We start from the raw sequence: 22,006 nt of genomic DNA, 5'->3' as shown, positions 1-22,006 counted from the left end.
CATGGACACCACCAACGAGCGCATCGCCCAGGCGCCGCTTCCCACGACGCAGGAGCTGCGGCGCCGGCGCAACCCCGTGCTTCAGTTCTTCCGCTTCATGCGCATCAACTGGACGATGTGGAGGCTCGCGCGCACGTCCCACTGAGAGCGCAGGGCTGAGCTGTCGCCGCTGAGTCGCGAGCGAGGCCTAGGAGCGGGAGTCCGCCTCCGCGACCATCAGATCGGCCGTCTCATGCACGCCCACGATCACGCGGTCGGCGCCCATCTCCGTCAGATACTCGACATCCACCTCACGGTGACCGCGGCCGATGATGCGCGCCTCCGGTCGCATCGCGCGGGCCTTCGAGACGATGGCTCCGGCGTTCAAGGGGTCGGGGATGGCCACGATCACCACCGTCGCGTTCTCGATTCCCGCTGCCTGGAGCACCTTCGCCCGCACGGCGTTGCCGAGGATCGCTTCGCGCCCCTGCTCCCGCAGGTTCTCGACGCGTCGCTCATCATCGTCGACCACGACGGTGGGCACACCACGCGCCCACAGGCCCTCGGCGACCCGCGCGCCCACGCGCCCAAAGCCGACGACGAGCACGTGGTCCTCCCCCTCGTACTCGCGTGGCGCATCGGCCATCGGCACCACGTATTCCATCTCGCGGTAGGCGCGGGTCGCCCACGCGAACAGCAGCGGGTTCGCGATGATCGACAGGATGGCTCCGCCGAGCACGAGGTCACGGGCGTCGCCGGAGAGGATCTCGAGGTCGGCGCCGAGCGTCACGAGGATGAACGAGAACTCGCCGATCTGCGCCAGCGCTGCCGCGACCACGATCGCCATCTGCTTCGAGTACTTGAGGCCTCGGACGATGGCGAAGGCCACGACGGTCTTGCCCGCCACGATCACCAGGAAGGTGCCCAGCAGCGCCAGCGGCTGCTCGATAATCACGCGCCAGTCGAACAGCATGCCGACGGCCACGAAGAACAGCACCGCGAAGGCCTGCCGCAGCGGCAGCGAGTCCTCGGCGGCGCGGTGCGAGAGATCGGACTCGCGCAGGATCATGCCCGCGAAGAACGCTCCCAGCGCGAACGAGACGTCGAACAGGTAGGCCGCCCCCACCGCGACGCCGATGCCGAGGGCGAGCACGCTGAGCGTGAAGAGTTCGCGCGAGCCGGAATCGGCCACACGCGCGAGCAGCCACGGAACGACCCGCCGTCCCACGACGACCATCAGCGCGACGAACGCGCTCACCTTGACGACAGTCCACGCGAGCTCTCCGGCGAGCGCCCCAGGGCCCCCGGCCCCAGAAGCCAGGACGGGGATCATCACCAGTGCGATCACCATCGCGAGGTCCTCGACGATCAGCCAGCCGACCGCGATGTGGCCGCCCCTGGTGTCGAGCAGCTGCTCGTCCTCCAGCGCGCGGAGCATCACCACCGTGGAGGCCACCGAGAGCGCGAGGCCGAACAGCATCGACGCCCCGAGACCCCAGCCGATCCACAGGCCCAAGCCGGTGCCGAGCGCCGTCGCGGCCGTCATCTGCGCGATCGCTCCGGGGAGCGCGACCTTGCGCACGGCGAGCAGCTCGCGGAACGAGAAGTGCAGTCCCACCCCGAACATCAGCAGGATCACGCCGATCTCCGCGAGCTCCATCGCGAGCTCGGTGTCCGCTTCGTAGCCGGGCGTGAAGGGGCCGATCACGATCCCCGCAGCGAGATAGCCCACGATGGGAGACAGGCGCGCCTTCTGGGCGAGGAATCCCAATCCGAAGGCGACGACCAGACCCGCAGCGATCGTGGTCAGGAGCGGGGCATGGTGCAACATGGGGAGATTCTACGTGGTCGATAATTCGCGCAGAATGCGTCGGCCGGTCAGTCGGCGAGCAGGGATCGCTGGTCGTCGAGGCGGTCGGCGCGCCGCTGGAGGTGCTCGCCGAGCGCGACCGCATCGGCCTCATCCCAGTCCGCTGGCCGGGTGACTCCCGCCCACGCGTCGAGGTTCGCGCGGTGCGTGTAGAGGTGCCCGTATCCCTCGGGCACCGAGCCGGCCGCGGGCATGTCGAGCAGCACCTGCCACATGGTGACGATGGGGTACCAGGCCATCGTCTCGGCGACGTCGGGTGCGCGCTGTCCGGGCTCCAGCCACTCGGGGCTCGTGAAGGCCAGCGTCCCGTCGAACCACGTCACGGGGTCGGAGCCGTGCTGCAGGTACACCAGGCGCGTGGGTCCCCACGTGCCGCCTTCCTCCAGTCCGTACTGCTCTGCGGTGAAGCGCACCGTCCTGCCCTGGTTGAAGGCCGGCTGCCACGGTGGCGTGCCGGTGTCCCGTGCCGCCGTGATCTCGGTGTGCATCTCATTGATGAAGGGCGGCCCCACCATCAGCGCTCCGTCGATGGGCTCATTCAAGATGTCCACGCTCGACAGCACGGCCTCCACGCCGGTGGAGCCGAGCGACAGGCCGTAGAGGTAGAACTGAGGGCGGTCGTCCTCGGGGAGAGTCGCCCAGTAGTCGTGCACCGTGCGGAACACCACCCGCGACGTCTCTTGGACCACGTCCTGGTCCGCGAGGAGCGAGATCCAGCTGGGCAGGTAGGAGTACTGGACCCCTGCGATCGCGGTGTCGCCGTTCCACAGATACTCGAGCGGGTCCACCCCGGCGGGGTCGAGGTATCCGGTGCCGGTCACGGTGGCGAGCACCAGGATCTCGCGGTCGAAGGCGCCGGCCCGCTGGAGCTCGTCGAGCACCAGTTCCGCACGCTCCTCCAGGGTGTCCGCCGACCTCAGCCCCACGTAGGCTCGGATCGGTTCGAGAGCGCCGCCGCCCGTGTACTCGTCGATCTCCTGCGCCGAGGGTCCGCTCGCCACGAACGACCGGCCCTGGCGTCCCATGTGCTCGAAGTCGACGGCCGATGCGGGGGAGCCGGAGCGCTCGGGCTGCAGTGGCTGCTCGTCGCCCGGGTTGGATTGGAGGTCGCGCCCGGAGAAGATCCAGTTGGAGGTGGTGAAGAAGGCGTTCACGAAGGCTCCGGACAGGACCCACCACAGCGCGGCGACCAGGATGATGCCCGCGAGCGTCACGGCCAGGCGCCGGGGCAGCCACCGGTTGAGAAGGTCGTCGGCCGTGCGGAACAGCAGGCGCAGCGCTCGCGCGATAACGAGCAGCGCTGCCGCGATGGCCACCGCCACGATCGCGATCACGGGCCACACGAGGGGCGACAGTGGTTCCATGCCGAATGCCAGCCGGGTCTGGTTCTGCCATCCCACGTAGCGCCAGATCGCCAGGGACGCCTGGACGGCGATCAGAGCGAGTGAAGCGGACAGCAGCAGGGCGCGTCCACGGCCGCGCGCTTGCGGCACGCTCAGGAACCGCATCAGCGCGTACGCGCCCGCTCCGAGCCCGTAGCCGATCATGAACGCGACACCCGAGTTGAGCCCCTGGGCGTAGCCGGCGCGGGGCAGCAGCGACGGCGTGAGGGAGAGGGCCAAGAAGTACAGGCCCACGACGATGCCCACCGCCGAGAAGCTCGGCTCGAACACGCGCGGAGCCTGCCGGCGCGGTGCCGGGGGTCCGCTGAGCCGGGCGTAGGTGCGATCCCGGATTCCGGTGCTCACGGCGCCTCCCCTCTGATGGTGCGGGGTCGTCGAATGGAGACCTGAACCGATGCTATTCGATGTGCCGAGGTGGGCCGTGACGATCGGCCTCGACGTGCGCTCCTCGCACGGGGATTCCTGGTAGATGACCGATGCGCAGGCATGCCTGAAGGCGCCGGCTGCTGCTGCAGGGGCGCCAACGAATAATGACACTACCATGTTGCGTTTTTCGAGAACGAGGCCCTAGAGTCACCTCGACGGCCGCAGCCAGCACCACCCTCAGGCGGCCGAGACTCACGACGATGGAGCCCCCCTTGGACGTATCGCCCCGGCCCGTGCGCCTGTTCACCGCCGCGATCGCAGTCGCGCTCACCGCGACGCTGACGCTTGGCCCGCCGGCCTCCGCCGCAGTCGACGACCCCGCCCCTTCGGCGCCGGAGACGACCGCATCGGCCGCCTCGCCCGAACCTTCCCTCGCACCGACTCCCGAACCCTCGGCGACGCCGGACGCCGACCCCTCGTCCGCGTCCGAGCCGGCGTCGGAGCCATCGCCCGCACCGAGCGCGTCTGAGTCCGAGTCCGCGGACTCCGCGTCGGCACCCACGCCCGAGCCCTCGCCCGAGGCCTCGGCCGATGCGCCGGAGGAGACCGCATCTGCCCCCCTCGCTCCCGAGACGCGGGCGGCGGCCGCGCTCGCGACCATCGAGGGGCCGTCGCTCACGTGGGGCGTGAAGGAATCGTTCCGCGCCTACGTGCAGGGGTCGGTCGCGCACGGCGAGATCACGGTGGGAGACGACACCGCGTGGCTCGACTCGGGCGAGTTCGAGTTCGGCCAGAGCTCGAGCGCTCTCGACGAGACGTTCACCGGCACCGCTTCGTACGCCGGCTCGGTGCACTTCTCCGGACACGACGGCGTCCTTGATGCGACGCTGGCCGATCCGCAGATCGAGGTGCTCGACGACAGTGCCGCGGAGCTGTCCGTGCTGTACGGCGGCGAGCGCATCGTGCTCGCCGACGTCGACCTCGACTCCGCCGCACGCTCGAAGGACGCGACCACGGTGACGTGGACCGCGGCCCCGTCGACCATCACTGCCGAGGGCGAGCAGGTGTTCTCCTACATGGGCAGCGCCTTCTACGCCGAGGGCACCGTGCTGGATCCGGTGACCTTCACCGCCGAGTGGGAGCAGGCCGCACCGGAGTTCGACGACGGCCTCGAGTGGGGCGTCAAGCAGTCGTTCCGCAGCTACATCACCGGACCCATCGCGCACGGCAGCATCACGGTGAACGCCCCGGCGGTCGAACTCGACGACTCCTTCGGATTCCCGTCGGCAGGCTCCGCGACGGACGGCACGACCGGCACCGCGGACTACGACGGTTCGGTGGCGTTCTACGGCCACGACGGTGCCCTCGACCTGACCTTCGAGGACCCGCAGGTGCGGTTCGACGGCACCTCCACCGCACGTCTCGTCGTGGAGGTGAACGGCACGAAGGCCGCGCTCGGTGACATCGACCTGGACGCGGGTGACTACAGCGAGAACGACGGTCGCGGCACCTACTCCGCCGCGCCGGTCACCCTGACCGCAGCCGGATCCGAGGTGATGGAGGGCTTCTACCAGGCCGGACAGGAGATGGACCCGGTCACCTTCACGTTCGATCTCTCCGCAGCCGAGTACGGCGTCGCCGTCGCGCCCACCGGCGCGGTCCTCGATGGCGGCACCGTCACCGTGACGGGAACCCTGCCCGCGCAGATCGATGGACAGACGACCGCCGTCTACCTCATGTTCTGCGCCGAGGGTGATGGCGAGGTGGGCACCGCCGGCGGGCGCCTGACCGGTGACGACTGCGATGCGGATGCGCAGCAGTTCCTCGCCGCGGAGGCGATGTACGGCGGTTCGGTGCCCGCGACGGGCACCGTCGCCGGCGGCGTGTGGAGCTTCGAGCAGGACATGCAGGTGCCTGCGAACTTCGGTGAGCACGAGTGCGCCACCGATCCCGCGGCGGACGGTGCCGAGCAGTGCGGCGTCTTCGTGCGGCTCTACCACGGCTTCAACGCGGGCAACACGGCTGATCCCTACGCGTACGACGCATTCTTCCCGGTGACCTTCAGCGCGGTCGAGGAGCCCGAGCTCGGTCTCGAGTGGACCCTCGATTCGCTGTTCCTGTTCTACGCGCAGTACATGGACGTGACGCTCGACGTGCTGGATCCCGCGATCGCGACCGAGGGCAGTTACGCGCACCACCCCCAGTCGGGCGGCGCGATCGACGCCGCGGGCAACGGCACCCTCACGTTCGACGGCGGGTTCAGCATGGTCCGGACCGGAGGCGGGGCCCCCTCCGACTACACGTCTCCCCAGATCACTCTGGTGGACGGTGAGACCGGCGTGTTGTCGATCGTCGGCGCCGACGGCAACCGCCTCGACTACGCGACGCTGGACCTCGACGGCGGCGCGCGATACGAGTTCGGTGAGAAGGTCGCCTACGTCGACGTCCCCGCGACCTTCACCGCTGCTGGCGCGGCCGCGATGTCGCAGGCGAGCAACGCGGGCGGCGAGACGGATCCCGTGAGCTTCTCCTATGTTCCTGCGCAGCAGGAGTTCGGCCTGACCTCGGCGACTCCCGCCGAGGACCTGGCCGACGGCGACACCGTGATGGTGTCCGCCTCGTACCCGGCCGAGGTCGATGGCCAGGCGACCGGCGTGTACGTGATGGTGTGTGCCGAGGGCGACGGCGAGATCGGCACGGCCGAGGGCCGTCTCACCGGCGACGACTGCGACGCCACGGCTCAGCAGTTCCTCTCGTCCGTTCCGCTGTACGGCGGTGTGGTGCCCGCGACGGGCGCCGTCACCGATGGCGTGTGGAGCTTCGAGACGCCCGTGCAGGTGCCCGCATCCTTCGGCGATCACGAGTGCGCCGATGCAGGCGACGCGGTCGCTGACGAAGCACAGTGCGGCATCTTCGTGCGTCTCGCGCACACGTTCACCGCAGGCAACACGACGGACCCGTACCTCTACGACGAGTTCGTTCCGCTGATGTTCGCGAGCGAGACCTCAGCGGACGGCGACCTGACGTGGGGAGTGAAGAAGTCCTTCGTGACCTACGTCGAGGGCGGCGTGGCTGCGGGAGAGATCACCGTCTCGAACGGTGCCACCCGCACCGGCGACGAGTTCGCCTTCGCGCTGTCCGATTCCACCGTGGATGACTCGTACGTGGGCACCGCGTCCTACACGGGGTCCGTGAACTTCTGGGGCCACGGTGGAGACCTCGACGCCACGTTCTCCGACCCCCGCATCTCCGTGCGGGACGCCTCGACCGCCTTCCTCTCGGTCGACGTGGATGGCGAGCGGGTCACGATGGCAGCGCTCGATCTGACCGATGCCGAGCGTGACGCGAGTGGCGGCGTGGTCTCCTGGACCGGCGCATCGGCCGCGCTGACCGAGGACGGAACCGTGGTGTTCGCGTACAACGGCAACGGATTCTACGAGGCCGGCACGGCGCTCGACCCCGTCACGTTCCAGGCGACGTACGCCGCCGACAACTCCGGTGGCACCGACGGTGGCGGCGACGGTGGTGGCACCGGAACCGGCGGAGGCACTGGCACGGGTGGCGACGGCGGGACCGTCGGCACGGGCGGCTCATCCGGGGCTGGTTCCGACGTCGCGGTGGGAAGCCTGCGGTGGGGCGTGAAGTCGTCCTTCCGCAGCTACATCACCGGACCGATCGCGAACGGAGGCTTCACCGCCTCGTCCGGGGCGACGTACTCCGGCAGCCAGTTCGTCTTCGTTCAGGACGGCGGCAGCCCTGACACGACCACGGGGACGGGCACTGCGACCTACGACGGGTCGGTGCGCTTCACCGGCCACGGAGGCGTCCTCTCCCTCACCATGGCGGACCCGGCGGTGCGCCTCACGGGCACGTCGAGTGCCGCGCTTGTGATGACGGTCAACGGCAGCCGCACCACGGTGGCCACGCTGAACCTGGGTGCGGGCGCTCGCTCGACCCAGGACGGCGCCGTCACCTACCGCGGCGTGCCGGCGACGCTCACCTCCTCCGGAGCATCGGCCTTCTCCTACAACGGCTCCGGCTTCTACGCCGCGGGAACGGCGATGGACCCCGTGACCGTGACGTTCGGTGCTCGGTCGACCGCGACGCCCACGAGTGCGCAGAGCGTCGGCAGGTCCTCGTCGAGCGCACAGGGCCCGGACAGCCCTCAGGCGGGCGAGTACGAGGCCTTCGACATCGACGATGACACCCTCGATCGGCTGCTCGCTGGCGAGGTCGTGACCATCACGGCGACGGGCTTCACCCCCGGAGAGAGCGTCCAGGTGGTGGTGTTCTCGGATCCGGTGGTGCTGGCGACTCTGACGGCCGATGCGAGCGGCTCGGTCACGTGGACCGGTGCGCTTCCCGCTTCGTTGAGCGGCGAGCACGACCTGGTCTTCATCGGCAAGGACTCGGGCACCCGTGTGGGCTTCGCGCTCAGCATCCCTGAGCGGACGGCCGCAGGCGGCATGTGCGTCGCCGAGGGAGGCGAGCTCACGTGGGCCTTCAAGGACTCCTTCCTGTCCTACATCGACTCCGGGATCGCGAACGGCACCTGGGAGGTCGCGGGCGGCGTCGAGGATCTCGGGACCGGATTCGTCTGGCCGTTCGAAGCCGCGGCGGTCGACCCGCAGCTCGTGGTGGGCACCGCGTCCTACGGCGGCTCGGTGCGTTTCACCGGCCACGACGGCGTGCTCGACACCACGGTGGCGAACCCCACGATCGAGTTCTCGGCCGATGGGGCGTACCTGCTGCTCGACCTCCTCAGCACCACTCAGGAGGGCGAGGCGGTGGACGTCACGCAGGTGCGCTTCGCCGAGCTCGACCTCGACGCCGGCACCGTCACGGGTGCCGAGGGCGAGATCGTGATCGAGGGCGTGCCTGCCGTGCTGACGGAGGCGGGGGCCGATTCGTTCGGCACCTACCCGGCCGGCGAGGCGCTCGCGCCGGTGAGTGCGACGCTCGCGGGCGACGACTGCCTGCTGGCGCTCGCGGGTGAGGAGGTTCCTGCGGAGGAGCCGACGGACGAGCCCGCGCCTCAGGCGGTGGAGGACGGCGAGTTCGCGGCGGAGGCCGGCGACGACTCCACGTCGAGCGCCCTGTGGTGGGCGATGGGTCTGGTCATCGCGGCTGTCCTCGCGGGCGCCGTGGTGCTGATCGTGAGACGGCGCGTGTGAGAACACTCGCCTGATCACCACGGATGGGCCCCCGGCGGGGCGGCGCGCAGGGACACGTGCGCTCCCGCCGGGGGTTCCTCTGCGTCTGGGCGTGCGAGAGCGCGGGGTGGACGATGCGGCGGCAGGAGCCGGTGGGCCTAGGCGCGCACCGGAACCACGAGGGGCGAGCCATCCGGGCCATCGACGATGTGCACGTCGATGCCGTACACGTCTCGCACCAGTGCGGGCGTGAGGACGTCTCGGGGAGCGCCGTGCGCCGCCAGCCGAGCACGCGACATGATCGCGATCGAGTCCGCGTAGGCCGCCGCGAGTGTGAGGTCGTGGACGACGATCACCACCGCCCCGCCGCGCCGCGCCTTCTCGCGAGCCATGCGCATGACCTCCTCTTGGTGCCGGAGGTCGAGCGCGGCGGTGGGCTCATCCAGCAGCATCACGGGAGTCTCCTGGGCGAGAACCCGTGCGAGCGAGACGCGTGCCTTCTCGCCGCCGGACAGCGACGGGAACGCCCGCTCGAGCAGGTGGCGGATGTCCGTCTCGTCGATCGCGGTCTCGACGGCGTGGACGTCGGCCTCCTCGGTCGCGAGGCCGCGCCACGGGTGCCGCCCCATCTCCACGACGTCCCGCACCCGGAACGCGAAAGCCATCTGGTTGGCCTGCGTCAGCACCGCGCGCCGGCGCGCCAACTCGGCTGCCGGCCACTCCCGCACGCCCCGCCCGCTCAAGGTCACCTCGCCTGCGCTGGCACGGAGGTCGCCGGACATGAGGGACAGGAGCGTCGACTTGCCCGCGCCGTTCGGTCCCAGGAGCGCGAGGAGATGGCCGGCGGGGGCCTCGAGCGTGACGTCGTCGACGAGAGCTGCCCCGGACGGCGCGCGGTAGGTGACGCCCTCGGCGCGGTAGGCGGCCGTCAAGCCCAGCCTCCTTGGCTGCGGCGCGCGCGGCGGAGGAGGTAGAAGAAGAATGGTCCGCCGATGAGCGAGGTGAGCATGCCGATGGGCAGGTCCGCACCGGTCACCAGCGTGCGCGCGGCGATGTCCGCGAGGCACAGCAGCACGGCTCCACCGAGGGCCGATGCGACCAGCAGGCCACGGTGCGACGGCCCCAGCAGCAGTCGCATCAGGTGGGGAACGATGAGGCCCACGAAGGCGATCACGCCGGCGAACGCGACGGCGCCGGCGGTCAGCACCGCGATCACGATGATGGACAGCGCTCGCAGCCTCTCGACCCTGACGCCCAGGTGGCCGGCGGTCCGTTCTCCCAGCGCGAGGAGGTCGTACTGGCGCGCCCACATCAGCAGACATGCGAGCCCGGCGACCGTCAGGCCGGCGACCAGCGCGACCTCCGCCCAGCGTGCGCCGTTGAGGGAGCCGAGCTGCCAGAAGATGATCTGCTCGCGGGCCGACGTGTCCGACGAGAACACCGCGAAGGCAAGGCCGGCGGCCGCGAAGGCTTGGACGGCGATGCCCGTCAGGAGCAGGGTGACCACTTCGGTGCGGCCCTGTGAGCGGGCCATCGCGTAGACGAGCACTGTCGTCGCGACACCACCCGCGAAGGCAGCGCCGGCCGTCCCGACCACGCCCACCGACGCTCCCGTGACGATCACCGCCGCGGCTCCGAGCGCCGCTCCCGACGAGACCCCCACGACTCCTGGCTCCGCGAGCGGATTGCCGAAGATCGCCTGCATCGCGGCGCCGCCGAGCGCGAGCGCGGTGCCGACCAGGATGCTCATCGCGACGCGCGGGAACCGGATCTGCCACAGCGCCTGGTACACGATCTCGTCCGCGGGCGCCCACGCGTTGTCGACGCCGATTCCGCGTCCCAGCGCGCCGATGACGTCCGTGATGCCCACCCCGAGCTGACCCACGGCCGCCGACGTCACCGCCGCGACTGCGAGCACGGCCGCGAGCGTGACGAACGTGACCCAATGCGGGGTGCCGCCGATCCAGCCTCGGAGGCGGGCGACCGCCGTCACGACGCAGTGTCGGGGGCGTACGTCGCGACCGCGAGGGCCTCGAGAACCTGAGCGGAGCGGGGGCCGAAGGACAGCACCACGGCATCGTCCATGTCCACGAACCGGCGCTGCTGGCCGGCCGTCGTGAGCGCGATTGCGGGCTTGGACGCGAGGAGTCCGTCGATCCCGCCCACCGACTCGATCCCCGAGGTCATCACGAAGATCACGTCGGGATCCATCGCCAGCATCGCCTCGTCCGTCATGGGCTGCTCGCCGACGATGCCGGCCTCTGCGCCGGCGTCGATGCCGCCCAGCGCCTCGAACAGTGCGGTGGTGCCGGCGCTCTCGCCGAACAGGTAGTAGACGCCCGCGCTGCCGCGCAGGTAGACGAACGCCATGCGCATCGGCTCGCCGGGAGCGATGGCCGTGATCGCGTCGCGGGTGGCGTCGACGTCGGCGAGGATCCTCTGCGCAAGCGTCTCGCCCGCATCGTCCGCCCCGTAGATCGCGGCGACGTCGCGCGCCAGCTGGGCGGCGCCCTCGAAGCTGGCGGTGTTCTCGACGAAGACCACGGCGACCCCCGCGTCGGCCAGCTGCGTGACGGCCCTGCGTGGGCCGATGGACCCGTCGGTGATCAGGACCGTCGGGTCCAGGGCGAGGATGGCCTCGATGTTGACCGAGTGCGACGACCCGGTCACGACGGGGATGTCCTCGGTGCCAGGGAAGTCGGCGGCGACGTCGCGGCCCACCAGGGTGTCGCCGAGGCCCAGGCCCCACACGGTGGCGGCGATGGATCCGGCGATGTCCATCGCGACCACGCGAGAGGCGTCGGTGATCTCCACCGGCTCCGTGCCGTCGGGGGAGTGCGAGGTGACCTGCGTCGGGAGCGTGGGCGTGGGACTGGCCACAGGCACGATGGCGTCCGAGACGAGGGTCGCGGTCGAGGGGCCGACGTAGGCCGCGGGATCGTCGAGGGGGTCGATGCCCACGAGGGGCTCGTGGTTCTCAGCGGGCGCATTCGGCGCGGCCGATGCGCCGGTGGCGTGTCCGGCCGAACTCGCGGTGGGCTCGGTGGGGGCGGCGGTGCAGGCGCTGGCGGAGAGCGTCAGTCCCAGCAAGAGGGCTGCCGCGGCGATGCCGCGGCGGCGAACGTGCCCGCCCATCAGGCAGGCGAGGGGACGGCGTCGCCCAGCTGGTCGAAGATCGCGCCATTGAGCCGGAAGGCCACGAGTGACTCGTCGACGAACGCCTGCTCCTGCGCGGGCGTGAATTCCAGCGCGTCCAGTGCCGCCCGGTACTCGTTCTTGAACCGGGGCGCGGCGGCGATCTGCTCGAACCGGTAGAACGACAGCTGCTCAGGAGTCGCGCCGTAGTGGCGCGCCATGAGCGCGCCGATCGCCTGTCCCCCCGAGAGGTCGCCCAGGTACCGCGTGTAGTGGTGCGCGAGATAGCGGGGGACGTCGTCCACGGGAAGCGTCTGGAGGTGGGTGGCATACGCGACGGCGGCGTCGATCGGCTGCTCGGACTCCCAGTCCTCGGCTCCCAGGTGCGCGAGGTCGCTCGCGATCGACGGGAAGCGGTCCAGGCGGGCGTCGTTGATGAGCGCCGGATCCCCGGGCTGTGCGGGCCGCGCCTCGAGCGCCCGGTACACGTGGGCGTACTGGATCAAGTACGTCGTATACGTGGGGAGATCGAACTCTCCGTCCATCAAGCGGGTGATGAAACCACGGGTCTCGGCGGCTCGGTGCTCGATGGCGGTGGCCTCGCGAATACGGACGGAGAGGGTGCTCGAGGGCGTCATGCCGCCGAGTGTAGCGCTATTTCGTCACGCGTAGGTTGCGAAATTGGGAGACCTGTTCAGGCCGCGTCTCTGACGAGCGGCTGGGTCATGCAGTGCGCGCCGCCGCGACCCCGTCCGAGCTCGGCACCCACGATCTCCAGCACCTCGATGCCGGCCTCGCGCAGTCGCGTGTTGGTGTGGGTGTTGCGGTCGTACGCCACGACCACGCCGGGCTCGAGCGCCAGGACGTTGTTGCCTGAGTCCCACTGCTGGCGCTCGGACGCGTAGCGGTCGCCGCCGGTGGCGATGGTCCGCAGCGTCTTGAGCCCGAGCGCGTGGGCGACGACCTTGGTGAAGGGCAGGTTCTCTCGCACCACGTCCAAGGTGACCGGCGCATCGGCCGGAAAGAGGGAGTAGGTCTCGATGCCGTCGACGATGCCGGGGAACACCGTGGCGACGTCACGGTCCGCGAGAGTGAAGACGGTGTCCAGGTGCATGGCGGCGCGCAGCTTGGGCATCTTGGCGACGACCACGCGCTGGGCCGCGCCCGCGGAGAACAGCGACGTGGCCACCTGGGTGATGGCCTGTCGGCTGGAGCGCTCCGACATGCCGATCAGCACCACCCCGTCGCCGATGGGCATGACGTCGCCGCCTTCGAGCGTCGCGAGTCCGTGGTCCCGCTCGGGGTCGCCCCACCAGGTGTTGACCTCGCCCGCGAAGTCGGGGTGGAACTGGTAGACGGCCTTCATGATGAGCGTCTCGGCGTGGCGCGCGGGCCAGTACAACGGATTGAGCGTGACGCCGCCGTAGATCCAGCTCGTCGTGTCTCGGGTGAAGAGGGTATTGGGCAGCGGCGGCATCAGGTAGTCGCGCATGCCCGACTCCTCCCGCACCAACTGCAGGCTGGGCGCCGCGAAGTCGATGGGCAGGTCCGAGGTGGACAGGCCTCCCAGCACGTAGCGCGCGAGCACATGGGGGTCGAGCAGGTCGAGGAACGCCCGGACGTCCGGCACCAGGCCGAGTCCCACCTCGTCCGGGGTGATCTTGCGGTCCATCAGCCAGGTGCGGGCCTCGGGGATCGCGAGGGTCTGCGCGAGCAGCTCGTGGAGTTCGAGCACCTCGATGTCCCGCTCGCGCATGAGCGACACGAACGCCTCGTGGTCGCGGCGGGCATTGTCGACCCACATCACGTCGTCGAACAGCAGCGCATCGGCATTGGAGGGCGTGAGCCGGTTGTGGGCGAGTCCAGGGGAGCAGACCAGCACCTTGCGCAGCCGTCCCACCTCGGAATGAACGCCGTAGTGGTCCTGCGCCTTGACGGGTGCCTGGGTCATGGGGAAAACGTAACACCGCGGGCGGGGGACCGACCGGGTGATCGTCACTCGGGGCAGATCGCCTCGACGCCCGCCGCCGCCAACGCGTTCATGCACGCCGTGCCCGGCATCTGATCGGTGATGGCGCAGCCCGCCATCGATGACCGCACCGATCGCCCCGAGGGGCCGTTCGATCAGTGTTCGTGAGGACGAGCGGCCCGCCGGAGGTCCGGGAGTCCGTGCATGGCTGACCACGACGCCACGGCGAGAGGATCGGGAGTCTCCTCGCTCACCGGCCGCGCCGAGCCGCGGATGGAGGATCAGCTCAGCGACGCCGATCAGGTGGCGGACACGGTGGGTCGGCGCGGGTCTCCTGTCAACGTGCTGGACTTCGCGGAGCTCGCCCGCAATGCCGGTGAGCCGGTCGATGCCGTCGAGCGGGGTGAGCGAGGCGTGCGGTCTGCCATGGGATGGTCACGTTGACCGGACTGGTGCGCCCGTCGTTCTCAGCCGTGTCCTGCCGCCACGGCCTGGCGTCGCGCTGCCCGCCACGCTCCCGGTGGAGGGGGCGACGTTCGCAGGCGCAGCGCTCGCCTTTGCTTACGCCAGCGGGCGCCTCGTCGATGTGCGGGACGCTGCCGGTGCGGGTCGTCTTGCCGCACGCACGGCATCCGATGGTCGAACACGCGCCTGCCATGGCGCCCGATCGCGGCGGCTGCGGCGCCTCGCGCAGTTTGCGTTTCGGCAAGGACCAACGGCTTCGCGAACGCAACCAAACGCAGAGTTGTGACGAATACGCAGGCAAACGTTGTAATCGATTTCACTTGGTGCCTACACTCGCGGCAGGCAACCGTGCACGACGGAGCCTCGCCACAACGAAGTCACGATGGAGGAGAAACAATGAAGTTCTCTCGCAAGCTCGGCGCCACCGCCGCTCTCGCGGCCGCCGGAGGCCTAGTGCTCGCCGGTTGCGCCGGAGGCGGCACCGCCGAAGAGCCCAGTCAGGGTCAGACCGGCACCAACGGCACCAGCGCTGAAGGCGCCGACCTGTCGGGATCCGTCACGTTCCGGTCGTGGAGCCCAATCGAGCAGACCACCGCGCAGATGGTGAGCGCATTCGAGAGTGACAATCCCGGCACCACGATCGACGCCACGATCTTCAACTACCCCGAGTATCTCGTGGACTTGCAGACCCGAGCCAGTTCGGACACCTTCCCGGACATCGTGGGCCTGCAGCCGGGTGCGCTCACCCAGCAGTACCGCAGCAACCTCATGCCGCTCCAGCAGTGCGCTGCCGACACGTGGGGCGACGACTGGCAGGACATGTTCTATCCCATCGGTCTCGAGCAGGCGCGCGCCGGCAACCCGGAGGGCGACGACAACTTCTACTCGCTGCCCATCCTCGTGCAGACCGTGAACCTGTGGGCCAACACCCAGCACTTCGCGGACGCCGGTCAGGAGATCCCGCAGACCTGGGACGAGCTCAAGAGCGTGGTGGACGCGATGGAGGGCAACGACTACGCGCCCTTCCTGCTGCCGGCCAAGGATGGCTGGCTGCGCAACGCCGTGTTCTTGCAGATCGCGAACAACGTCGAGCCCGGACTGGTGTACCAGGCCGAGTCAGGAGATGCGTCGTGGACGGAGGCCTCGATCGTCGAGGCGTTCGACTACTTCGGCCGCCTGTTCTCCGAGGGCATCGCTCAGGAGGGCGCGATCGGACTCGACGCCTACCCCTCTGGCGCGAACCAGTTCGAGGCGGGCAACGCGGCCATGATCCCGCTCGGCGCCTGGTGGATCCAGCAGTCGGACCCCACCAAGGACCAGTCGACCATCCCCGAGCTGTCGCTCGGCATGGAGGGCTACGAGCCGTTCCTGTTCCCGACCATCCCCGGTGGAGCGAGCGAGTCGCAGTTCGTGGGCGGCATCGATGTCTCCCTGGGCATCTCCGCGAACACCGAGAACCCCGACCTTGCATGTGCGGTCCTCACGGACTGGATCGCGGGCTCCGGCGGCCAGAAGCTCATCGACACGATGAACGACATCCCCGCCGTCCAGGGGCTCAACCCGAGCGAGTTCACCTCCGCCAAGCAGGAGGAGATCTGGAACACGTTCGTCGAAGACTGGCTGCCGCAGGTCGAGTACTCCCGGTACTTCGATGACCCGCGCATCGACCAGGCGGTGGCGGATGCTCTCGCCGCCGTCGCGACGGGCCAGCAGACGCCCGACGAGGCCGCGGCCGCAGTCCAGTCAGTGCAGGACGAGGTCCTCGCGGGCTAGCAGCCGCCACGGAGGCGCCCCGGGTCCGCGCAACCCCCGGGGCGCCTCCGCCGGCTCTCGCGCATCGCTATGAGAGAGAGAATCGCCAAGGCCGGGCCCGGACTCCTGTTCCTGCTGCCCGCGCTGATCCTGTTCGTCGTCTTCGTCGTCTACCCCATCGTCTACAACGTGCAGGCAAGCACCCTGCGGTGGGACGGGGTGAACCCCGGGGTGTTCATCGGACTCGACAACTACGCGGACCTGTTCCGCGACCCGGTGTTCCACACGGCACTCAAGAACTCTGCCCTCTGGATTCCGCTGACCATCGTCCCCCAGGCGCTCATGGGCCTGTTGCTCGCACTCGCACTCAACCGCGGGGTCTTCGCCTCGACGTTCTACCGCGCGCTGTTCTTCATCCCGGCGATCCTGTCGCCGATCGTGGTGGGAATCGTGTGGCAGCGGATCATGGACCCGTTCAACGGCGTACTCACGGAGGTGGGGAAGGCCACGGGCCTCGACTGGCTCGGTGGGAACTTCCTGTCGGATCCGTCGACCGCGATCTTCGCGGTGATCGCCGTGAACATCTGGATGTGGACGGGCTTCTCGATGCTCTTCTACCTCGCGGGACTTCAACTCATCGACACCTCCGTGCTCGAGGCGGCCAAAGTGGACGGTGCCAGCTGGTGGCAGACCACGACACGCATCGTCTTCCCGCTGCTCAAGCACACGCACCTGTCGCTGCTGCTTCTCGGCATCATCGGGTCGCTCAAGACCTTCGAGCTGGTTTACGTGCTCACCCAAGGGGGCCCCAACCATGCCTCGGAGATGCTCCCCACCTTCGCTTTCCAGGAGGCCTTCCAGCTGCAGAGCGTGGGCTACGGCTCCGCCATCAGCGTGGTCCTGATCGTGGTCGCCGTGACGGCGTCGTTGTCGATGGTGCGCGTCTTCGGATCCGGATTCATCACAGGAGAGGAGAAGCGGAAGTGAGCGCCACCACTGATGCGTCAACGCCCGAGGCCGCCGCGAGCGAGCCGCCGCGCCGGATGCGCCGCAAGCGTTCGGACTCGTGGCTGCACGCCGCCCTGATCCCGATCGCGCTGCTGTGGATGCTGCCGGTCATCATGGTGATCGGGCTGTCGCTGATGCCCGCGAACGATCCCTCGACCACCTTCTTCGGCATGCTTCCGGAGAGTCCGTCGCTGTCGAACTACACGCTGGTGTGGGAGCAGAACCCCATTCTCCAGCACCTGGTGAACAGCCTGCTCATCACCGTGCCGTCCGTGATCATCGTGGCCATGGCCGGGTCGATGGCGGCGTTCGCGCTGGCGAGACTCCACGTGCCGGTCAAGGCTCTGGTCTTCGGACTGCTGATCCTCGGTCTGGTGCTGCCGATGTCCGGCATTGTGGTCGCAGCGTTCAAGATCCTCCAGGCCATCGGCCTGTACAACTCGATCCTCGGCGTAGTGCTCGTGTACTCCGCCCTCGGGATGCCCTTCGCGGTGATCATCCTGCGCACGGGCTACCTCGCGATTCCGGATGAGACCTACGAGGCGGCCCGGATGGACGGCGCGAGCACCTGGGCCATCTTCTGGAAGATCTACTTCCCGCTGGGCAGGCCCGCTCTCTCGGTGGTCGTGATCTGGCAGGTCATGATGTCCTGGAATGACTTCCTGCTGCCACTCGTGGCGCTCGGCGACAATGATCTCAAGCCACTGACGCTCGTGCCGCTGGCATACCGGGGCGTGTTCCTCAGTCAGCCCGGAGCGCTGTTCGCGGTCCTGGTGCTCATCTCGATCCCCGTGATCCTGGTGTTCATCGCCGTGCAGCGCTACCTGGTCAACGGGCTCGCGGGAGCGGTCAAGTGAGCGTCCTGGGTGTCGATCTGGGCACCAGCGGCGTGCGCGTGGGTGCCTACAGCGCCGCAGGCGACGAGCTGAAGACCCATGCCGTGCGGCTGGACCTGCACCGTGACGGCGGATGCGTCGAGCTCGACCCGGCGCAGATCATGGCTGCGGTCGAGGAGGGGCTGGCTGCTGTCACCCGGTCCTCGGCCGTGCTGGACGACGCGCCCGAGGCGCTCGCGTTCAGCGTGCAGGGTGAGGCGGTTGTCCCGATCGACCAGCAAGGCGATGCCCTTGCCTGGGCACCGGTCAGCATGGACCGCCGTGGGGTGCGCGCGGCATCCGCGTGCGGCGCCGTGCTCGGCGACTCCCGGTTCCAGGAAGTCACGGGGCAACCGCTTCATCCCATGTTCTCGATCTTCAAGATCGCCGGCAGCGAGGCTGCTGCCTGGACGGTGGACGGCGTCCGGTATGCGTGCCTCGATGCGTTCGTCGCCGGCCAGCTGGGCGCGCCGCTGTGCACGGACATGTCGATGGCGGCGCGCACCGGCGCGTTCGACGTGGACCGACGTCAGTGGTCCGAGGACGTGCTGAATGCGGTGCCTCTCGCGTCAGGAGCGGTGGTCTCCGTCGATCAGCTGCCTGCCGTGGTCGAGTCCGGCACCGTGATCGGTGCCGTGAGCGCCAAGGCCGCGCAGCGGTGCGGTCTCCCCGAAGGGCTGCCCATCGTCGCCGGCGCGCATGACCAGGCGGCGTCCTGGTTCGGCGTGGGCGGACGACCGGGAGCGGTCTCGGTCTTTGCGATGGGAAGCAGCGACTGCCTGACGTTCGGGACTGAGGGACGACCAGGAGGAGTCGCAGGCACCGGGCTCGCGACATACCCGCTGATCTCCGACGCCTGGGTCACCCTCGCGGGCACGGCCGCAGGAGGCTGGGTCCTGGAGTGGCTCGCGGAACTCGTGGGTGCAAGTGTCGAGGACCTCTTCGACGATCTGCTCGACGGCCCTTCTCCCGTGCTCGTGCTCCCGTACTTCGCCGGATCCGGCACTCTCGACAACGACCCGCACGCCCGGGGAGTCATCGCCGGCCTCGACCTTGGGTCGGGTCGCGACCAGATCGCCAGGGCCCTGGTCGAGGCGGCAGGGCTGGAGCTCGCGGCGATCCTCGCCGCCCTCGCGGCGCTCGATCTCGACACGGGTCGCCTCATCGCCACCGGCGGCGGCGCCGCGAATTCTGCGGCGCTCCGTGCCCGCTCCGACGCGGCCGGAGCACCCCTGGCCGCGTACCTCGGCCACGCCTCGCTCAGGGGAGCGGCGATGCTCGCCGCCATGGGCATCGGCGCGATCGACTCCCCGCCCCCGCCAACAGACCTGCTTCCTGCCCCCCACCCCCTGAACAACCAGGAGTGGTACGCCGAACGGCGTGCCGACTACAGGGAGCTGTACGACGCCACCCGGCGCCTCACCACCTCACGATCCGACAAGGAGAACCAGTCATGACCTCGTTCGACCTGGCCGCCGCCAAGCGCGACATCCTCGACTACTGCCTGCGCTCGATGGAGTACGGCCTGAACTTCAACACTCAGGGGAACATCAGTGTGCGCATCCCTGGCGAGGACGATCGGTTCCTCATCACCCCCACAGACCTCGAGTACGACAAGATGACCCCCGAGGACATCGTCGTGGTCGACTCCGAGTCGCGGCTCATCGAGGGACCGCACGAGCCCTCCTCCGAGGTCACGGTCCACATGGCGATCTACCGTCGCCGCCCCGATGTGAACGCGATCGTCCATACCGAGCCGATCTATTCGAATGTGTGGGGCGTCATCGGGGAGCCCATCACGGGCACCCTCGTCAACATGGTGATCTACTCCAAGGGCGACGTGCCGATCATGCCATTCGAGCTGTCCAACAACACCGCTTTCGGCGACCACATGTGCGACACGATGGGCGACCTCAACGCCGTCGTGTGGGCCAACCACGGCCTGCTCACGGTGGGCGAGAACCTCCGCGATGCGTTCAAGACCTCGGTCGCGGTCGAGTCCGCTGCCAAGGTGCTCCTGCATGCGCGTGCCGTGACCGACAAGCCGATCGTGCTCGAGTACGACAAGCTCGGCATCACGTCGGCACTGTAGGGGCGCGCGATGCCACTGAGAACGCTGTCCGAGGTGCTCGCGAAGGCCGAGGTCGGAGGCTATGGCGTGGGTGCGTTCAACGTCTCCGATCTGAATCAGGCAGCTGCCGTGATGAAGGCAGCGCGGTCCGAGCGGTCGCCCGTGATCGTTCAGGCCATCGCTGGCATGCACCCCTATGAGGACGAGGGGTGGTGGTGGGATCGCCTGCGGGAACTCGTCGCCAGCTACCCGGACGTGGAGGCGGCCCTCCACCTTGACCATGGCCGGACCTTCGACGACTGCGTGCGCGCGATCGATCATGGCTTCACGAGCGTCATGATCGACGCCAGCCGCCGCGTCGAGGATGACGAGCCGTCCACGCTCGAGGAGAACATCGCGGCCACGGCGCGCGTCGTCGAGCACGCCCACGCCCGCGGCGTGAGCGTGGAGGGGGAGCTTGGCACGATCGGCGGCGCTGAGGCGGGAGTGTCGGGCACGGTCGAGGAGATCGTGTTCGCCGATCCCGACGCGGCGGCGGACTTCGTCGAGCACACGGGGGTCGACGCGCTCGCCGTGGCCGTCGGCACCAGTCACGGCGCTGTGAAGTTCACCACGGCGGAAGCGGGTCAGCGACTGCGCATCCCCCTCATCGAGTCCATCAAGGCGCGGCTTCCCGACACCTACCTGGTGCTCCACGGCAGCTCGTCGATCCCGGCCGATGCGGTGCGCACCATCAACGCGCACGGCGGACGCCTCGACGAGTCGTACGGGGTCAGCACTGAGCAGAAGCAAGAGGGCATCGCTCACGGGATCCGCAAGATCAACCAGGGAACGGACTCTCACCTGACCTGGACGGCGGCCATACGCGAGTTCCTCGACGCCCAGCGCTCCGTGGTCGAGCCCAGCGAGGCACAGGGCGTCGCGATGCGTGCCATGAGCGGGGTCGTCGCGCAACGCATGCGCGAGTTCGGCTCCTCAGGAGCCGGGGCCTAAGCCAGCTCGACCTCGAGTCCGGCGTCGCGCAGTGTCGCGGCGCCGGACGTGCCGGCCTCCACGCCCGTCACGAGCAGCTCGATGTCGTCGACGGCGCAGATCCGACTCGCTCTCACGACCCCGAGTTTCGACGAATCCGCCACCACGATGGTGCGCGCCGCGGTCGCGAGCATCCGCCTCTTCACATCGGCCTCGCCAATGGACGTGTTGGTGATGCCCGCGTCCACATCGACACCGTTGCACCCCAGGAACGCGATGTCCGCGCGCACACGTTCGAGCACGGCGTCGGCCAAAGGGTCGATCAGCGAGTGAAGTGCCGGCCGCAGGGTCCCGCCGGTCACCACGACGGTCATCCGCGGGATAGCGGGCTCCAGCTCGAGTGCGATGTTGAGCGCGTTCGTGACGATCGTCAGGTTCTCAAGATCCTCACGTGCCGCGAGAGCGCGCGCGACAGCGGTCGTGGTGGTGCCGACGTCGAGCGCGACCACCTGATGACTCTCGACGAGTGCGGCTGCCGCTCGGCCGATGCGCGCCTTCTCCTCGACGCGCCGCTCCGCGGCCGTGTCGAAGGTGGGTTCGAGCCAGGGCGACTTGTCTGCCGACATCGCGCCGCCATGGACCCGCCGCACGGCGTGGCTCTCAGCGAGCGCGTCGAGATCCGTGCGGACGGTGACCTCGGAGATCTCGAACATGGCGGCGAGGTCTGAGACCCGTGCGAAGCCGCGCCGCTCGATCAGGTCCCGCATCTTTGCGCGGCGCGCCGCCGCAGGCAACGCTCGCAGATCGCCATGCATGCCTGGCATCATTCGCCTCCGATGATCGCGGTGTCAACTGCGGACGGCAGATGCCTAGCCGGCCGGGTGCGAGCGGGGGGGAGTTCGCACCCGGCCGACAAGCGCATCCGCCGTCCGCCTCGCGCGGCGCACGTGGGGGCGAGCGCCGCGCAGACGCCCCGGGGGAGGGGCGC

General features: G+C 69.3%; 18 protein-coding genes. 9 read left to right on the top strand and 9 right to left on the bottom strand.

The features are described 5' to 3' along the window. Position 1: 1 nt before the first annotated feature. Positions 2 to 145, top strand: coding sequence for a hypothetical protein (locus tag AOP72_RS13630; protein ID WP_193746397.1), 144 nt, complete (start codon positions 2 to 4; stop codon positions 143 to 145). 42 nt (positions 146 to 187) lie between these two features. On the opposite strand, the gene AOP72_RS09070 is transcribed toward AOP72_RS13630, so the two are convergent. Together AOP72_RS09070 and AOP72_RS13435 are read right to left on the bottom strand one after the other, a co-directional pair. Next, the gene (locus AOP72_RS09070) at positions 188 to 1,810 is read right to left on the bottom strand and encodes a cation:proton antiporter domain-containing protein (protein WP_062135321.1); all 1,623 of its coding nucleotides are present in this window, start codon (positions 1,808 to 1,810) and stop codon (positions 188 to 190) included. Positions 1,811 to 1,857: 47 nt separating this feature from the next. After that, complete coding sequence (locus tag AOP72_RS13435) at positions 1,858 to 3,597, bottom strand: alpha/beta hydrolase (RefSeq protein WP_062135318.1); 1,740 nt, start codon at positions 3,595 to 3,597, stop codon at positions 1,858 to 1,860. Positions 3,598 to 3,878: 281 nt separating this feature from the next. Between AOP72_RS13435 and AOP72_RS09060 the strand changes: the two genes are divergently transcribed. Next, positions 3,879 to 8,792, top strand: coding sequence for an HtaA domain-containing protein (locus tag AOP72_RS09060; RefSeq protein ID WP_193746396.1), 4,914 nt, complete (start codon positions 3,879 to 3,881; stop codon positions 8,790 to 8,792). A 137-nt stretch (positions 8,793 to 8,929) separates the two neighbouring features. Here AOP72_RS09060 and AOP72_RS09055 read toward each other — a convergent pair whose 3' ends face one another. From AOP72_RS09055 to AOP72_RS09035, 5 genes are read right to left on the bottom strand one after another with little or no spacing between them, the layout of a single operon-like run. Beyond that, positions 8,930 to 9,703 (bottom strand): heme ABC transporter ATP-binding protein, encoded by a 774-nt coding sequence (locus tag AOP72_RS09055; RefSeq protein WP_062135313.1) that lies wholly within the window; start codon positions 9,701 to 9,703, stop codon positions 8,930 to 8,932. Beyond that, positions 9,700 to 10,764 (bottom strand): FecCD family ABC transporter permease, encoded by a 1,065-nt coding sequence (locus AOP72_RS13715; protein ID WP_202965653.1) that lies wholly within the window; start codon positions 10,762 to 10,764, stop codon positions 9,700 to 9,702. The genes AOP72_RS09055 and AOP72_RS13715 overlap by 4 nt, the downstream gene beginning before the upstream one ends. After that, positions 10,761 to 11,906 (bottom strand): heme/hemin ABC transporter substrate-binding protein, encoded by a 1,146-nt coding sequence (locus tag AOP72_RS09045; protein ID WP_062135309.1) that lies wholly within the window; start codon positions 11,904 to 11,906, stop codon positions 10,761 to 10,763. The genes AOP72_RS13715 and AOP72_RS09045 overlap by 4 nt, the downstream gene beginning before the upstream one ends. Beyond that, positions 11,906 to 12,544 (bottom strand): biliverdin-producing heme oxygenase, encoded by a 639-nt coding sequence (locus AOP72_RS09040; protein ID WP_062135306.1) that lies wholly within the window; start codon positions 12,542 to 12,544, stop codon positions 11,906 to 11,908. The genes AOP72_RS09045 and AOP72_RS09040 overlap by 1 nt, the downstream gene beginning before the upstream one ends. A gap of 56 nt (positions 12,545 to 12,600) precedes the next feature. Further along, on the bottom strand, positions 12,601 to 13,857 hold the full coding sequence (locus AOP72_RS09035) for an arginine deiminase (protein ID WP_062135303.1): 1,257 nt from the start codon (positions 13,855 to 13,857) through the stop codon (positions 12,601 to 12,603). A gap of 222 nt (positions 13,858 to 14,079) precedes the next feature. Between AOP72_RS09035 and AOP72_RS09030 the strand changes: the two genes are divergently transcribed. Then, positions 14,080 to 14,319, top strand: a complete 240-nt coding sequence (locus AOP72_RS09030) for a hypothetical protein (protein WP_062135301.1) — start codon at positions 14,080 to 14,082, stop codon at positions 14,317 to 14,319. Here AOP72_RS09030 and AOP72_RS13955 read toward each other — a convergent pair. Next, entirely contained in the window at positions 14,213 to 14,533 is a 321-nt protein-coding gene (locus tag AOP72_RS13955) for a DUF8730 family Cys-rich protein (protein ID WP_500778344.1), read from the bottom strand. The genes AOP72_RS09030 and AOP72_RS13955 overlap by 107 nt on opposite strands. Positions 14,534 to 14,736: 203 nt before the next feature. Between AOP72_RS13955 and AOP72_RS09025 the strand changes: the two genes are divergently transcribed. From AOP72_RS09025 to AOP72_RS09000, 6 genes are all read left to right on the top strand, one after another. Then, complete coding sequence (locus AOP72_RS09025; protein WP_062135297.1) at positions 14,737 to 16,113, top strand: ABC transporter substrate-binding protein; 1,377 nt, start codon at positions 14,737 to 14,739, stop codon at positions 16,111 to 16,113. A gap of 69 nt (positions 16,114 to 16,182) precedes the next feature. Then, complete coding sequence (locus tag AOP72_RS09020; protein ID WP_062135292.1) at positions 16,183 to 17,079, top strand: carbohydrate ABC transporter permease; 897 nt, start codon at positions 16,183 to 16,185, stop codon at positions 17,077 to 17,079. After that, the gene (locus AOP72_RS09015) at positions 17,076 to 17,957 is read left to right on the top strand and encodes a carbohydrate ABC transporter permease (RefSeq protein ID WP_062135289.1); all 882 of its coding nucleotides are present in this window, start codon (positions 17,076 to 17,078) and stop codon (positions 17,955 to 17,957) included. Before AOP72_RS09020 ends, AOP72_RS09015 begins: the two co-directional genes overlap by 4 nt. Continuing rightward, on the top strand, positions 17,954 to 19,432 hold the full coding sequence (locus AOP72_RS09010; protein WP_062135286.1) for an FGGY-family carbohydrate kinase: 1,479 nt from the start codon (positions 17,954 to 17,956) through the stop codon (positions 19,430 to 19,432). The genes AOP72_RS09015 and AOP72_RS09010 overlap by 4 nt, the downstream gene beginning before the upstream one ends. Beyond that, entirely contained in the window at positions 19,429 to 20,067 is a 639-nt protein-coding gene (locus AOP72_RS09005; protein ID WP_062135283.1) for a class II aldolase/adducin family protein, read from the top strand. The genes AOP72_RS09010 and AOP72_RS09005 overlap by 4 nt, the downstream gene beginning before the upstream one ends. Positions 20,068 to 20,076: 9 nt before the next feature. Further along, on the top strand, positions 20,077 to 21,039 hold the full coding sequence (locus AOP72_RS09000) for a ketose-bisphosphate aldolase (RefSeq protein WP_062135280.1): 963 nt from the start codon (positions 20,077 to 20,079) through the stop codon (positions 21,037 to 21,039). Here the strand turns inward: AOP72_RS09000 and AOP72_RS08995 are convergent. Next, on the bottom strand, positions 21,036 to 21,833 hold the full coding sequence (locus AOP72_RS08995; RefSeq protein ID WP_062135277.1) for a DeoR/GlpR family DNA-binding transcription regulator: 798 nt from the start codon (positions 21,831 to 21,833) through the stop codon (positions 21,036 to 21,038). The genes AOP72_RS09000 and AOP72_RS08995 overlap by 4 nt on opposite strands. Between the last annotated feature and the right edge of the window lie 173 nt (positions 21,834 to 22,006).

The organism is Demequina aestuarii (genome assembly GCF_000975095.1).
GTDB classification, from domain to species: domain Bacteria; phylum Actinomycetota; class Actinomycetes; order Actinomycetales; family Demequinaceae; genus Demequina; species Demequina aestuarii.
This window is presented reverse-complemented; position numbering and strand designations above follow the sequence as displayed.

Coding starts and splice junctions, on each gene's coding strand:
- AOP72_RS09045 (WP_062135309.1), bottom strand. CDS start 11,906: ATGGGCGGGCACGTTCGCCGCCGCGGCATCGCCGCGGCAGCCCTCTTG.
- AOP72_RS09020 (WP_062135292.1), top strand. CDS start 16,183: ATGAGAGAGAGAATCGCCAAGGCCGGGCCCGGACTCCTGTTCCTGCTG.
- AOP72_RS08995 (WP_062135277.1), bottom strand. CDS start 21,833: ATGCATGGCGATCTGCGAGCGTTGCCTGCGGCGGCGCGCCGCGCAAAG.
- AOP72_RS13630 (WP_193746397.1), top strand. CDS start 2: ATGGACACCACCAACGAGCGCATCGCCCAGGCGCCGCTTCCCACGACG.
- AOP72_RS09030 (WP_062135301.1), top strand. CDS start 14,080: ATGGCTGACCACGACGCCACGGCGAGAGGATCGGGAGTCTCCTCGCTC.
- AOP72_RS09005 (WP_062135283.1), top strand. CDS start 19,429: ATGACCTCGTTCGACCTGGCCGCCGCCAAGCGCGACATCCTCGACTAC.
- AOP72_RS09060 (WP_193746396.1), top strand. CDS start 3,879: ATGGAGCCCCCCTTGGACGTATCGCCCCGGCCCGTGCGCCTGTTCACC.
- AOP72_RS09070 (WP_062135321.1), bottom strand. CDS start 1,810: ATGTTGCACCATGCCCCGCTCCTGACCACGATCGCTGCGGGTCTGGTC.
- AOP72_RS09040 (WP_062135306.1), bottom strand. CDS start 12,544: ATGACGCCCTCGAGCACCCTCTCCGTCCGTATTCGCGAGGCCACCGCC.
- AOP72_RS09000 (WP_062135280.1), top strand. CDS start 20,077: ATGCCACTGAGAACGCTGTCCGAGGTGCTCGCGAAGGCCGAGGTCGGA.
- AOP72_RS13955 (WP_500778344.1), bottom strand. CDS start 14,533: ATGGCAGGCGCGTGTTCGACCATCGGATGCCGTGCGTGCGGCAAGACG.
- AOP72_RS09035 (WP_062135303.1), bottom strand. CDS start 13,857: ATGACCCAGGCACCCGTCAAGGCGCAGGACCACTACGGCGTTCATTCC.
- AOP72_RS09025 (WP_062135297.1), top strand. CDS start 14,737: ATGAAGTTCTCTCGCAAGCTCGGCGCCACCGCCGCTCTCGCGGCCGCC.